Source organism: Patescibacteria group bacterium (assembly GCA_041651155.1).
Taxonomy (GTDB): domain Bacteria; phylum Patescibacteriota; class Patescibacteriia; order CAIXNZ01; family CAIXNZ01; genus JAPLYF01.
The window spans coordinates 52,085-66,025 of sequence record JBAZJU010000007.1 but is presented as its reverse complement, the minus strand read 5'-3'; the positions used below and the strand labels follow the sequence as shown (position 1 = coordinate 66,025).

The 13,941-nt window shown below is 36.8% G+C and carries 16 protein-coding genes and 2 tRNA genes; 13 read left to right on the top strand and 5 right to left on the bottom strand.

Annotated features, from left to right (window positions below; all coding sequences use genetic code 11):
* The first annotated feature begins 3 nt into the window (after positions 1–3).
* The 13 genes from WC460_05520 to WC460_05460 all read left to right on the top strand — a co-directional run bounded on the left by WC460_05520 (position 4) and on the right by WC460_05460 (position 9,445).
* Entirely contained in the window at positions 4–735 is a 732-nt protein-coding gene (locus WC460_05520; GenBank protein MFA5188792.1) for a helix-turn-helix domain-containing protein, read from the top strand.
* 129 nt (positions 736–864) lie between these two features.
* Entirely contained in the window at positions 865–1,803 is a 939-nt protein-coding gene (gene xerA, locus WC460_05515) for a site-specific tyrosine recombinase/integron integrase (GenBank protein ID MFA5188791.1), read from the top strand.
* A 338-nt stretch (positions 1,804–2,141) separates the two neighbouring features.
* Positions 2,142–2,213, top strand: a tRNA-Arg gene (locus tag WC460_05510).
* Between the two features lie 96 nt (positions 2,214–2,309).
* A tRNA-His gene (locus tag WC460_05505) sits at positions 2,310–2,380 on the top strand.
* Between the two features lie 4 nt (positions 2,381–2,384).
* The gene (locus WC460_05500) at positions 2,385–2,948 is read left to right on the top strand and encodes a sigma-70 family RNA polymerase sigma factor (GenBank protein MFA5188790.1); all 564 of its coding nucleotides are present in this window, start codon (positions 2,385–2,387) and stop codon (positions 2,946–2,948) included.
* 83 nt (positions 2,949–3,031) lie between these two features.
* The gene (locus WC460_05495) at positions 3,032–3,451 is read left to right on the top strand and encodes a hypothetical protein (GenBank protein ID MFA5188789.1); all 420 of its coding nucleotides are present in this window, start codon (positions 3,032–3,034) and stop codon (positions 3,449–3,451) included.
* 11 nt (positions 3,452–3,462) lie between these two features.
* Positions 3,463–4,005: a hypothetical protein gene (locus WC460_05490; protein MFA5188788.1), complete on the top strand. Its 543-nt coding sequence runs from the start codon at positions 3,463–3,465 to the stop codon at positions 4,003–4,005.
* A 92-nt stretch (positions 4,006–4,097) separates the two neighbouring features.
* Positions 4,098–5,909 (top strand): efflux RND transporter periplasmic adaptor subunit, encoded by a 1,812-nt coding sequence (locus WC460_05485; GenBank protein ID MFA5188787.1) that lies wholly within the window; start codon positions 4,098–4,100, stop codon positions 5,907–5,909.
* 12 nt (positions 5,910–5,921) lie between these two features.
* The gene (locus WC460_05480; protein MFA5188786.1) at positions 5,922–6,614 is read left to right on the top strand and encodes an ABC transporter ATP-binding protein; all 693 of its coding nucleotides are present in this window, start codon (positions 5,922–5,924) and stop codon (positions 6,612–6,614) included.
* An 8-nt stretch (positions 6,615–6,622) separates the two neighbouring features.
* A complete protein-coding gene (locus WC460_05475; protein ID MFA5188785.1) occupies positions 6,623–7,855 on the top strand; it encodes an ABC transporter permease in 1,233 nt (410 codons plus the stop codon).
* A 130-nt stretch (positions 7,856–7,985) separates the two neighbouring features.
* Positions 7,986–8,447, top strand: a complete 462-nt coding sequence (locus WC460_05470; protein ID MFA5188784.1) for a hypothetical protein — start codon at positions 7,986–7,988, stop codon at positions 8,445–8,447.
* 178 nt (positions 8,448–8,625) lie between these two features.
* A complete protein-coding gene (locus tag WC460_05465; protein ID MFA5188783.1) occupies positions 8,626–8,826 on the top strand; it encodes a cold shock domain-containing protein in 201 nt (66 codons plus the stop codon).
* A 94-nt stretch (positions 8,827–8,920) separates the two neighbouring features.
* The gene (locus WC460_05460; GenBank protein ID MFA5188782.1) at positions 8,921–9,445 is read left to right on the top strand and encodes a hypothetical protein; all 525 of its coding nucleotides are present in this window, start codon (positions 8,921–8,923) and stop codon (positions 9,443–9,445) included.
* A 52-nt stretch (positions 9,446–9,497) separates the two neighbouring features.
* Here WC460_05460 and WC460_05455 read toward each other — a convergent pair whose 3' ends face one another.
* The 5 genes from WC460_05455 to WC460_05435 form a co-directional block, all read right to left on the bottom strand.
* Positions 9,498–10,208 (bottom strand): hypothetical protein, encoded by a 711-nt coding sequence (locus WC460_05455; GenBank protein ID MFA5188781.1) that lies wholly within the window; start codon positions 10,206–10,208, stop codon positions 9,498–9,500.
* 126 nt (positions 10,209–10,334) lie between these two features.
* Positions 10,335–11,345: an LD-carboxypeptidase gene (locus WC460_05450; GenBank protein ID MFA5188780.1), complete on the bottom strand. Its 1,011-nt coding sequence runs from the start codon at positions 11,343–11,345 to the stop codon at positions 10,335–10,337.
* Positions 11,346–11,451: 106 nt separating this feature from the next.
* Positions 11,452–12,015, bottom strand: a complete 564-nt coding sequence (locus WC460_05445) for a hypothetical protein (protein ID MFA5188779.1) — start codon at positions 12,013–12,015, stop codon at positions 11,452–11,454.
* Positions 12,016–12,164: 149 nt separating this feature from the next.
* Positions 12,165–12,890, bottom strand: coding sequence for a hypothetical protein (locus tag WC460_05440; protein MFA5188778.1), 726 nt, complete (start codon positions 12,888–12,890; stop codon positions 12,165–12,167).
* 231 nt (positions 12,891–13,121) lie between these two features.
* The gene (locus tag WC460_05435) at positions 13,122–13,898 is read right to left on the bottom strand and encodes a hypothetical protein (GenBank protein ID MFA5188777.1); all 777 of its coding nucleotides are present in this window, start codon (positions 13,896–13,898) and stop codon (positions 13,122–13,124) included.
* Positions 13,899–13,941: the final 43 nt, after the last annotated feature.

Below are 13,941 nucleotides of genomic sequence, written 5' to 3'. Positions count from 1 at the left end.
AATATGGAAATTCTAGACCAATTACAAAATCTGGACTTAAAGCCAAGTGAAGCTAAAACATTTCTGGCTATTTTGGAAATTGGGCCAGCTTCTATTTCAGACATTGCCAAACGCGCTAAAATAAAGAGGCCGACAACTTATTATTTAATTGAGGAATTAATAAAAAGAGGATTGATTTTAAAAGTCCCGGCTGGCAAAAGAGTTTTTTATAAAGCTATTGATCCCAAGCAAATTTTAAATCTCTTGGAAAAGAAAAAAAGTAATTTTGAGAAAATTTTGCCTAATTTAGAGGCCTTATTTCTGGCCAAACCCAGCCAGCCCAAAGTGAGGTTTTTTGAAGGCAAAGAAGGCTTGAAAAATATTTATGAAGAAATGTTAAATACTTCTAAAAAAGTATATTCTCTTTTTTCCTTTGATGATTTTTTAACTGTTTTTTCAGAAAAAGAAAATGAGCAATTTTTTGAAATTATTAAAAACGCTGGCGGAGTTTTATATGATCTAATTAAACCAACACCTTTGGCTCAAAAATCAGTTAAAGAAGAAATTTACAGAAAAGGCGTGACTAAAATTAAATTTTTACCAGCTGATTTTAAGGTTTCAGTTGACCAGTTAGTGTCCGGCAATAAAGTAGCTATGATTTCTTTTAAGTCCTTGGCTGGCGTAATTATTGAAGACCAGGACATTGCTGATTCGCAAAAAGAATTGATTAAATATCTTTGGCATTCTATTAAATAAGGAGTGCAAATCTTTAGATTTGCCTTAATCATGGTAAGATAAAACTAAAGTTTTATACTCCTTCCCACTTAATCCCCTTAAGGGGTTATTTTATTTGTCAAAAGATTAATTGTGTCGTAAAATGAATGCATGACTAAGTTAGAGCAATTAACAAGGGAGTTCTTGGAGTATTTAGAAATAGAAAAAGGACGCTCGCAAAAAACAGTTGAGAATTACCAGTTTTATCTCAAGCGTTTTTTTAGTTGGGCGAAAATTAAGGAACCAAGCCAGATTGAACAGGATTTGGTGCGCAATTTTCGTTTATGGTTAAACCGTTTAAAAGATTTCAATAACCAACCCTTAAAAAAGAATACGCAAAACTACCATTTAATTGCTTTACGCACTTTTTTAAAGTATTTAGCCAAACGCGATATTAAAACTTTGGCTCCGGAGAAAATTGAATTGGCCAAAATGCCTGACCGTCAGATTGAATTCATGGAAGGCACTGATTTGGAAAATTTTCTGGAAGCGCCGTTTAAAATTGAACAACCAGAAATAATAAAATTCCGCGACAAAGCCATTTTAGAAACTTTATTTTCAACCGGCCTGCGCGTGTCAGAATTAGCCAATCTAAAAAAGAGTGAAATTAATTTAAATAAAGAAGAATTTACAGTCAGAGGCAAAGGCTCAAAGCTAAGAGTGGTTTTTCTTTCCAATCAAGCTAAGCACTGGCTTAAAAAATATCTGGATACCAGAAAAGATATGTCTCAATTTTTATTTACTAATCACGACAAGGCCAGTTTAAAAAGAAGTAAAAATAAAGATGACAAGGGTTTAACTCCGCGCAGTGTGCAAAGAATTGTGGAAAAATATGCAAAAATTGCCGGGATAACTAAGAAAATCACGCCGCATGTTCTGCGCCATTCCTTTGCCACTGATTTACTGCAAAACGGCGCTGATATTCGTTCAGTTCAAGCCATGCTCGGCCATAGTTCAATCACCACTACCCAAATTTATACGCATATTACTGATAAGCAATTAAGGGAAGTTTATAAGAGTTTTCATGGGAGAAAAAGAAGAGGCGAATAGATTGACAACACGCTAGTTTTTTGCTAAAATACAACTATTATTTTTTATAATATATTCCAAAATTGAAAATTGATCATTAGTTATTGATCATTATCCAAGGCCCCGCCCAGATGCAAATTTATGTACAAATACAATATACTTTTTAAAACTGCTAAAAATAAGGTCCCCGCCCAGATGCAAGTTTATGTATTCCATCCTAGAACGGATAAAAGTTTATTGAAAAAATAAGAATTCGGCCCCCGGCCAGATAAAAGTTTATGTAAAATACGCTTTTAACCGTATTTAACGGTTTTTATATGTTTGTTGTTTAATACAAGGGAATACGCAGACTTTTATCTGGCCCCGTAGTTCAATGGATAGAACGAAAGCCTTCTAAGCTTTAGATCTAGGTTCGATTCCTAGCGGGGTCATAGGTGAGTTAAAAGTTTAAATTGCAAAGTGCAAAGTTCCTTTGTTAAGGATTACAAAATTTTAAATTTTGCATTTTTAATTTTAAATTTATTTTGGTGGCTATAGTTTAACGGTAGAACAGCGGGTTGTGGTCCCGCTAGCCTGGGTTCAACTCCCAGTAGCCACCCACTATGAATAATCTTTCTGATGAACAATTAGTCCATAATTATTTAAAACATAAAGATGAAAAATCTTTGGAAATTTTAGTTGCCCGCTATTTAAAGCCGATTTATGGTTTTGTTTATAGATATACTAATTTGCTTAATGAAGCCGAAGATATTACCCAGGAAGTTTTTGTAAAAGTCTGGCGTAATTTAAAAAAATTTGACCAAAAAAGAAGTTTTAAAACCTGGCTTTTTCAAATTGCTAAAAATACTGCCATTGACTTTTTGCGCCAGAAAAAAAACATATTTTTTTCAGCTTTTGAGACAGAAGATGGCGAAAATCCTTTGCTAAATACAATTGTTGACCAAAATCCCTTGCCCATGGAAATTTTTGACCAAAAAAATTTGGCAGAAAAACTAAGTGCGGCAATTGACTTGCTTTCAGAAAAATATCGCCAAGTTATACATTTACGTTATAATAATCAATTTACTTTCCGAGAGATTGCCGAAACACTTAATGAACCCCTGGATACTGTTAAAAGTCGCCATCGTCGGGCATTAATTGCATTGAAAGAATTGCTTTGTCAATAAGTAAAAGAAAAATATCCGGAATTTTAAGAATGCACCAATAAGCATTCTTTTTTCGTATTAATTAATAATGATTAAATAAAATTATGACTAAAGATTTGGAAAAACTATTTACCTATTATAATGCGCCAGAACCGCCCAATGATTTATTTGGAAAAATTATGGAGCGGATTGGACAAGAAAAAAAACTGCAAATGTTAAAACGTCGCATATTTATATTGGCTGCTAGTTTATTTGGAGCCTTAATACTTTTTATACCCGCCCTCAAGGCAGTCATTTCAGGTTTTGTAGAGTCTGGCTTTGCACAGTATTTTTCATTGCTTTTTTCAGACGCAGGAATTGTCCTGACCTATTGGCAAAATTATGCACTTTCACTCCTAGAAACATTGCCAGTTGTGAATTTAATTTTACTTTTAGCGACTATTTTAGCCATATTAGAATTGCTTAAATTGTTGGTAAAAAATTTAAAAAACATAGATCTTTCTAAACAATTAATACATAATTAATTTTCAAATTTATGGACATTAATAAAATTTTTCAATCTAAAGCATTCCAGATAATCATCGTGGGCATAGCAGCCCTGATCATTGTGTTGTTAATTTTTAAAGCAGGTATGATGATAGGCATAAAAAAAGCCGATTTTTCCTGCCGTTGGAGTGATAATTATCACCGCAATTTTGGCGGGCCTAAAGGTGGATTTATGGGTGGTTTTGGCGACCGTGATTTTATGGATGCGAATGGCACCTTTGGCCAGATTATAAAAATTGAAGGCAATTTAGTGACTATTAAAAGCGGTCAAAATACTGAGAAAGCAGTTGCTCTTAACGAAAGTACCGTTATTAACAGCATAAAGGGAACAATAGAATTTGCAGATTTAAAGGTTGATGACAATATTGTAGTTATAGGCGAGCCCAATCAAGCTGGTCAGATAACTGCCAAGCTCATTAGAATTCTTCCTCCTCCGCCAACTGGTCAAAATCAACCTGGCTTTTTACCTCAACCTGGGCTAAATCAACCGGCTCAGACAGGAACCTTGCCCCAACCTGCTCCGAATTTTTAAATTTTTCCGGCTTCGGCTCGGATTAAAGAAATAAAAACTCGATAGATTAATATAAAGCCGAGACGAGCATTTTTAATTTTTAATTTTTTCGTATGTTTCAGAAAATTTTAAATTATTTAATTAAGCATAAAATAATTATCGGCTTAATAATTATTATGCTGGCTGTCGGAGGTTATTTTATTGTTAAATCTTTAACTTCTGCTCCTGCGGCAACGCGTTATGTCTTAGCTGCTGTTGAAAAAGGGACAATAATAACTTCTGTTTCTGGCACTGGCCAGATTTCCGCGACTAATCAGGTTGATGTCAAAGCCAAAGCCTCCGGAGACCTCTATAATGTTGCGATTGTAGCAGGGCAAGAAGTCAAGAACGGCGCTATTTTAGCTCAGATAAATGCTAAGGAAGCTCTTAAAACAGTCAGGGATGCCAAAGCAAATTTGGATAGCGCCAAATTATCTTTAGAGAAACTGCAAAAAGCCGCTGACCAATTATCTGTAACTCAAGCAGAAAATGCTTTGGCTCAGGCTAAAGAAGCAAAACAGCAGGCTGAAGATGATTTGCAAAAAGCTTATGATGACGGCTTTAATACAGTCTCTAATGTTTTTCTGCAGTTGCCCGATATAATTACCGGGCTGGAAGATGTTCTTTTTGGCAGTGAATTAGGCGGCAGCACACAATGGAACATAGATTATTATGCCAATGCCGTGCCCTTTGATGAAGCTAAAATTTTTGAATATAAAGAGCTTGCCTTAAACTCTGCCAAGACTGCCCGCTCAGAATTTGATAAAAATTTTAGTGATTATAAAACTGCCAATAGATTTTCTGACATTAGCACAATTGAAACCCTGCTTGATGAAACTTATAATACCAGCAAAATTTTTGCTGAAGCCATTAAAAATACAAATAATTTCATCCAATTTTATGAAGATGCTCTGGCCAGACATAATCAAAACCCAGCTAGCGCTGCCAATACACAATTAGCAACTTTAAATACTTATACTGGCCAGGTAAATACTCATTTGCAGAATTTATTATCAATTATAAATACAATTCAGGCTGACAAAACTTCAATTGTTAATTCCGAACGCACTATTACGGAAAAAACCCAATCTTTGGCAGAATTAAACGCAGGGACAGATCCCTTGGATCTTAAAGCTCAAGAATATGCAGTGCAGCAAAAGCAAAATGCTCTTGCAGATGCGAACGAAAAATTGGCGGATTATACTGTGCGCGCACCTTTTGCCGGGGTTATTGCCGCTGTCTCTGTCCAAAAAGGCGATTCAATTTCCAGCGGAGGCACAATTGCTACTTTAATAACCAAGCAAAAAACAGCGGAGATTTCCTTAAATGAAGTTGATGTAACCAAAATTAAAGTCGGTCAAAAGGCTACTTTGACTTTTGATGCGATTGACGGGCTGAGCATTACCGGCGAAGTTGCCCAGGTGGATATTATCGGCACAGTGAGTTCAGGCGTGGTTACTTATAATGTTAAAATTATTTTTGACACTCAAGACGACAGGGTAAAATCAGGCATGAGCGTTTCAGCGTCAATTATTACAGAGACAAGCCAGGATGTTTTGGAAGTTCCAAGTTCGGCGATAAAAACAAGCAACGGAGTCAGTTACGTTTTGCAGCTAGGCGATAAATATACCGATACTAGCAGCGCAGGAATTGTTTCGGCTGATGCGCCCACGCAAACCCAAGTGGAATCTGGCTTATCTGACGATACATATACAGAAATAATTTCTGGCTTAAAAGAAGGAGATTTAATAGTTGTAAAGACAATTAAATCATCTGCTGTTTCATCTTCCAGCGCTACAACAAAAACAAATACAAATAAATCATCTAGTAGTTCTAGTATCTTGGGCGGAACAGGTGGCGGACCCGGAGGAATGCCGCCGCAATAATTTGTAAATGCTATGATTGAAATAAAGAATATAACCAAAATATATAAAACAGGCACTATTGAATTCCAAGCGTTAAAAGGTGTGAGTTTTAAGATAAATGATGGAGAATTTGTAGCCATAATGGGTCCATCAGGATCTGGTAAGTCTACGTTGATGCATATTATAGGAGCTCTTGACACGCCGACAAGCGGAAAATATTTTTTGGATAATAAAGACGTTTCAACTTTAAGTGAAGATCAACTTGCCGATATACGCAAGGAAAAAATAGGCTTTATTTTTCAGTCTTTTAATTTATTGCCCAGGGCGACAGTGTTAAGGAATGTCGTATTGCCTTTGGTTTATGAGGGTATAAATAAAGAAGAGCGCGAAGTACGCGCAAGAAAAGCCTTGAAATTAGCGGGTCTTGATGAGGAATTCTTTGACCATCTTTCTAATCAATTATCTGGCGGACAAATACAGCGCGTGGCCATTGCCCGCGCCTTGGTTAATAATCCCACGCTAATTTTGGCGGACGAGCCAACCGGCAATCTTGACACGAAAACAGGTGAAATTGTTTTAAGCACATTTGAAAGATTGAATAGAGAAGAAGGCAGGACGATTATTTTAATTACCCATGAACCTGATGTTGCTCAACACGCAGATAGAATAATTTTCATTAAAGATGGCGCAGTAGTTTCTGATTCAAAAAATATTAAGAAAAAATAAATAATTCTATGAAAGTTATTGATATATTAGAAGAAACAAGAATATCTATATCAGCAAACAAGGCTAGAACTGGCTTAACTGTGCTTGGTATCGTGATCGGTATCAGCTCTGTTATCGTAATGCTCTCTATCGGCCAAGGTACACAAAGTTCAATTGAATCAAGTATTGAATCAATTGGTTCTAATTTGATTACAGTATCAAATGGTGCACAAAGGGGTTTTGGCACGGTGGTCAGAACAGAACGCGGTTCAGCCAAGTCTTTAAAATTGTCAGATTCAGAAGCAATTTTAGCCCAGATTAATAATATTGAGGCCGTGGCCCCAGAAGTTGATGGTCGCTATCAGGTAACGGCAAAAGGGAACAATACAAACACAGAGATTATTGGAACAACATCCGCGTATACCATAGTAAAAAGCATTACAATGGAAAGCGGAGATTTTATTTCTGACCAAAATGAAAAATCAACTGCAAAAGTTGCTGTTTTGGGACCCACAACCAGGGATGATATTTTTGGCGAAGATGCAGAAGAATCTGCTGTTATTGGACAATCCATTAAAATAAATAAAATGGAATATAGGGTGATTGGAATAACAGTCGCAAAGGGCGGTTCTGGTTTTGGCAGTCAAGACGATAGGATTTATATTCCTTTAAGCACTGCGCAGAAATATCTTTCGGGCGATGAATATTTATCATCAATAAATGTTTCTGCGATTGACACTAATTCAATTTCAATAGTACAGGAAGATATAAACACCCTTTTGCTGGATTTACATAAAATAAGTGATTCAGCGAATGCAGATTTTAATATAATGACTCAATCAGATATTACTTCTACAGCCACAAGCATTGCAAAAACTCTAACTATATTGCTGGGAGTCGTAGCTGGCATCTCTCTTGTTGTGGGCGGAATTGGCATTATGAATATGATGCTTACCACAGTAACTGAGAGAACTAAGGAAATTGGTTTGCGCAAGGCCATTGGAGCAAAAAGAAGAGATATTAGCATAGAGTTTTTGATTGAAGCAGTAGCTTTAACTTTTATTGGCGGCCTGCTTGGGATAATCGTTGGTTGGTTGGTGGCGTTTGGGGTGAATTATTTTGGCTGGACGACAACTGATGTGAAATTGTATTCAATTGTTTTAGCTTTCGGAGTATCTGCAGGGATCGGTATTGTTTTTGGCTATTATCCAGCAGTTAGGGCTTCTAAATTAAATCCGATAGAAGCTTTGCGTTATGAATAAATCAGTTTCAAGCTTGCCTGCCGGCAGGCAGGTTATAAAGTAGAAAGTTGTAAAGTTTAATCTAAAATTACCCATGCTTTATAAACTTTACAAACTTTTTACTTTCTACTAATTATTAATAAATTAAATTATGAAAAAAAATCAAACACTTATTATTTCTATTATCATTGTGCTTGTAGTTGGCGCCGGTGCTTTTTATGGCGGCATGGTTTATGCAAAAAGTCAGAAGGGCAGCATGGCCAATTCCGGGCGATTTCAAGGATTTAATGCTGCTGGCGCTCAGGGCAGTACTCGTTTAGCAGCCAATGGCGGTGCAGTCAGCGGTCAGCTTCTGTCTCAAGATGACAAAAGTATAACGTTGAAGTTAAATAATGGCGGCTCTAAAATTATTTTCTTGTCTGATACGACTCAAATTACAAAGTCAGTTAGCGGAGCAGTTGCTGATTTAACCACTGGTGAAAATTTGATGGTTAGCGGCACGGCCAATGCAGATGGCAGCATAACAGCGCAGACAATTCAGATCAGGCCGTCAGTGCCTACTGACTCCGGCCAACCAGGACAGCCTGCTCAACTTGCTAACCCAGCTCAATAAATGATCTAAAAAAGCTACGCAGGGCATGACTTTTTTATAGCAATCTTTTATAGGGGTATTGACTTTTTTCAGCCTTTTTGCTATCATTATAATATAAAATTTACCTTTCTAAGTAGAAATGAGTCGAATTTCTGCAAAAGGCTAAGTTTTGCAGTTAATTCATTTTTTTTATCCTATTATGACAGGCAAAATCAAAAGATTGACAGACAAAGGTTTTGGTTTCATCACTTCTGATGATAACCCAGAAAAAGACCTTTTCTTTCATTCCTCAGCTTTGCAAGGCGTAAGCTACAATGATTTGAAAGAAGGTGACGCAGTTTCCTTTGACACCGAAGATTCAGATCGTGGCCCTCGCGCTATCAATGTAAAGCTCGCTTAATACTCAGCGGCAAAAACACTTCTTTTTATTAAGGGTGTTTTTTGTTTGAAAAAATTGGTATAATTTAAATAGCCTAATTAATTAATAATTTTTTATGAAAAAATTTAGCTTATTCTGTTTTATAGTTTTAACTTTAATTTTGGTCTCGGGCTGTAATTTGTCTCAGCCAATTACCAATAGCCAGCCCAATACAAATCAAATCTCAAATTCAAACCAGCCTCAAGAAACAATTGTCAGCTTTTTGGTACCGGCTGAAGATCCATTAAAATACTGTAATGGAGCAGATATGGATAGCGCTGGTTTTAGAAAAACGATTACTAAAGCAGTAACCAAAACAATTACTCAGACAAATTTGATCCAAGACCAGTTGGTAAATAAAACATTAGAACTTGCTGCCCAAGAAGCCAACATCACTTTCCCTCAAAGCACCACAGATACCTCAAATTACATTAAAGTTATTGGCGAGACAGCTTATGTCCAGCCAATAGATGCCTGGGCTGGCGTCTCAATTTTTCTGTGCTATTGGAAACCGTTTGTGGAAGTAAATCTTTTATATTTAACAAATATAAAAAATGTTGTCTGGGTCAATGACTGGACTCAGTGGGATAATCTAAAATAAAATTTTAAGAGAATTAAAATAAGGACCCGCTTTAAAGCGAGTCCTTTTATTTTTAGCATTGGCCGCATTCATTTTTTGGAGTGCGTTTTAAAAGCTCTGTGGCCAGATCCTGTTCTATGTCTCTGAGAAGGCTTCCCTTAATTTCATCTTCCTCATCAGCATGAAGCCATTCTTCTGCGTCTGTCTCCCATTCCATTTCGTGGAGGGTCAGTTCTGCTCTTATCTGAGCCGAAGTCTGAGTAATTTTGTAGGCGTTTTTTTTGAGCCATTTTTTGAAGGGTTTTACCTTAACCCGGTATGTCCAGCCATCGGTTTGAATCAAACCAGGTTTTTGTTTGCCGTATTCGGCCGATAGTTTTCCCAGATCAATGGGATGCGGCAGAAATATGTTCAGGCGAGCCAGATAAAATCCTGACAAAACAGCAAGCGGCCCGGAAACAATATTTTTTTTGTCGGTTAAAATTTCCTGGCAGATGAGAAAATATTTCCTGTAAATGTTAAAGGGCGGTTGGGCTGGACATTGATGCCTTTCTGTTATTGACTGAACAAAGCTGTTGTCAAAGGATTCAATTTCTCCTGTGGCAAGATTTTTCGCGCAAACCAACGGGGATTGTTTTGTGGAGCCGCCGTTAATAAACCCTAATCTCGGTTCCACCTTGATGACGATACCATCAAAACTTTTGCCGCTGTGCCGGAAAAGGACTCGGATTTTATCGCCTACATTTACGTGCATGTACTTTGGACTTGCGACTTTTCTTTTCACTAAAGCTACCTCCTTAAAGTATTTTTCATTTGGAATTTTATAGTTTAGCGAATTTTTTAATGTTTGTCAAGGGCTACCCAAAATAAAAAAAGACGGAATTAAATTTCTGCCTTTTTATTTTAAACTTTACTCCACAAACGGCCCGATAAATTCTATTTTTTTATCTGGATGAATAATTGTCTTGCCGCCTATCGGAATAATCATGGGGTTGCGCAAAACATTATGGCCAAGATTATCAACTTTTAAAATATAAAGCGGATCATTTTTAGCCAAACGCTCTTTGATTGCGTCACTGATTAGATACTCAAAAACACTGCTCATTTTTTCCTGTTCCTTCTGCCGTCCAAAAATATAATTTAATTTTTGCAAATCACTTTTAAATTCAGGTTCGGCAATTCTGCCCAAGACTATTGCTTTGATATGTTTAAAAACGCCTTTTTGATCAAGGGCTATAATATCCGGGTGAGAATCTTGCATATCCATATCATATTCTTCAATAAAAAGAATGTAATCTTCCCAGGACTTTGGTTTTAAATCACAAATGTCTAATAAATTACGAAAAGTAGAAAAATTACCGCCAAGGGCAATACCTTCTAATCTATTTTTTGGAGCATTAGCCGGCGAAAGCCATTTGTAATTATTTTCCAAAAAGGAAAAGGAGTTTTTTTTGCCAAAAATTATATCAAAAAATAATTTAGAATTTTTAGTATCAAAAATGCCAGCTGCGTTGGTAAAATGAAAAGTTAGCAATTTGATTTTAAAGTATAAATAATTTATCAGTGAAGTCGTGTCGCTAAACCCATTAACAATCGGCCTGTTTTTGCGGAATTTGTCTAAATCATCTTCGTTTAGGCGTCTGACTATATCAATGCAGCCGGTTCCGCCATAAATTGGCGCCAGCCAATCCACTTCTTTAATCGCCTGCCTAAACTTTTTTAAACGCTCATCTTCAGAGCCGGACAAATAACGGGGATCCAGTTCTGTCCTTTGCACATCATAAAAATTTAGGTTGGGAAACATCTGTTTCAACTTACCTAAAGCAAAAATAAAATCATCCCAATCCTCTCTTTCAACCGGTGAAGAAGTATGGATTAGATTTACTTTGCTGTCTTTGTTGATTTTTTTGGGCAGTAACATATAATAAATTTAAAATGCAAAATGCAAAGTTTAAAATCACAATTTAAAAACCAAAATTTGTAATTTTCAACTGCAATTTTTAAATTTAAACTTTGAACTTTAAATTTCAATCAGTCACATACACTGCGCCATCCTTACGCCTGGCTTCCTTTTCAGCAGCATTGGCATAATCATGGGCATTATTATAACTTTTGCCTTTTTGCATTAAATTTAGTTCAAAAAGTTCGTGAACCGAAATATATTTTCTTTCTTTAGGCGTAACTGAATCATCAATCCAGACTTCGTTTTTTGGCACATACTTATAAACCAGATAATGCCCGCCAAAATAAAAATTCGGATCTAAATTTTCTCTTATTTTTCTGCCCTTTACTAAATATATTTTTAAATTGCCTTGTTTTTTTAGCAAGTTAAGTTTAACTGTCTCAATTTTGAAATTTTTGGCAACTTTAAAACGCATCATTTTTTTAGCTTTTTCATAGCCATACTTTTTAACTAATTTTCGGTTCTCATTATATTCAGCCAATATTTTTTTCTTTTCAGCTAAAAAAGCGCGATCAAGCCAAATCTCGCCAGGCTTCATGTATGGCGTATTTATATAATCTGCCAAAATACCGAATTCGTCATCAAATGTATTTCTGATTTTAAAGCCGTCAACTATTTTGATTCTCATAATAATGCGAATAGAATTTAATGCTAATCTGCCCGCCTGCCGGCAGGCAGGCGAATAAATTATCTATAGCTCTTAAAGTAATTTTATCATTTTTTCAGCTTTAACACAAAAAGAAAGAGCGGACTTTTTAGATCCGCTCACTTGAGGTTTTAGCTGCGCTTTGTTTTCGGTCCGCGCAGCAGACTTTCAGTAAAATCTAAAGTTTCTTGAAGTTGCTCCATTTTTTTCACAAAGAGAAACTTTAGCCATTCGCTGAAATTATCGCAATCATACAGAGTATCCATTTTCTGTTTAAGCATGAAACCCAGACCGTTAAAACCACTTTTCTGTTCGCTAAATCCATTACTACCCATAAAAATATCGGGCAATAAGGAAAGTAACCCCAGATCAACTATTGCTCCTGCCTCCTGGGATGAGAGATTCTGAAATTGATTGCAATCGATGTAATTACAGGCTGGGAAATTTGGGATCATCTGCTTAATCATCAGATGGAAAATAACACTCCAAAGTTCCTTATTGGTTAATGACGTAAAGAACTCCATCCGGCAACCAGTGCATCCAATTATTAAATTTGCGTATTCTTGCCATGGTTCAGGGCGGGGCCTCTTAAAAGGATGGACGACTAGGGAGCCGGAGCATGACTTGAAACCTACTGGCTCCTCATTATCGTAAATTCTCCCCGTTGATAAACAGCCTACGTGTAAAAGTCCCGTAAAGTCTTTTGAGGAATTGATTATTTTTTGCATTTGCCCTGGATTGATAATCCATTCATCATTAGACCCCTTGGTTAATTCTGGTTGGATAATGGTGAATTCTGAAATCCCAGTCCTATAGGGTAGATCAGATTTCGCTTTTTCATTTTTGACATTTCTCATCTTTTTCTCCTTTGGCCATGCATCCGCTTATTAGCACGCATCCGGCCTTTTAAAGAATTTGTTGTTTTCTGCTCCGCAACCATCCCGCTCAGAGGGACTGCAGCCGGCAGGCTTGTAAAGAACCAAGTTAAGCTTATCTCAAATTAGAATTTTGTCAATATAACATTTTGCGGCAAATAAAAAAGCGGATCTTTATGATCCGCTCTAGAAATTTTTACATTATTGATAGTACTAGGGTGCAAAAGTTATGGATTTTATGCACACTGATGAACCCCAATCACCAGAGGCCAGCACAAAATTAAGATCATCTATGGTCTGACCAGCATCAATATTAATTACTAGAATACCGGTAGCTGGTCCTGTTACTATAGAATCTGGAGAATTGCAGGAAAAAGAATAGTCCTGTGTTTGGCTTCCGGTTGAAATCTGCAAATAAGGTTCATTGAAACAGGTCGATGCGCTTGCTTTATAGGCAAATAGGACTGTCATGGTTGCAGGCGCAGTAAATCCCACGCTTAAACATTCAAGGACGTCGGCACCAGTAGCATATATAAACTCAGACTCCCTTAAATGCTGGCAACGCGTTGGCAGGCAAGGAAAACCAGTGATGGCAGTTTTAGACGTACACATGCCATAACCATCAAACAATGTCCTAGTCGCTACCGGGCCATCATAACTTGACTCGTCATGACCATTATAAGCGTAAGCCCGGTAATAATAGTAGGTTTCAGAATATAGATCCTTGTCTTCATAGGTAATGTACCCTAGGTCATGGTCATAACCGACATCAGCAATTTGGGAATAGAATATACCATCAGTACTGCGTTCTAGTTTGAAACCGTCAGTATGGTCGCTTCCTAATAGCCAGACATTAATCTGAGACACTGAGGCCGCATCCACGCCTATGCCGTTAATTTCAGCAGAATCGTCTTCAGGCGAACAGGAAGCTATTGTTACTGTTAAAAAAAATGCTGTTGCCAAAACCAAAACCGTTTTTAAGCTTTTCATTATTTTCTCCTTAGCCAGGCGTTCACATCCGCAGGAATCGCAA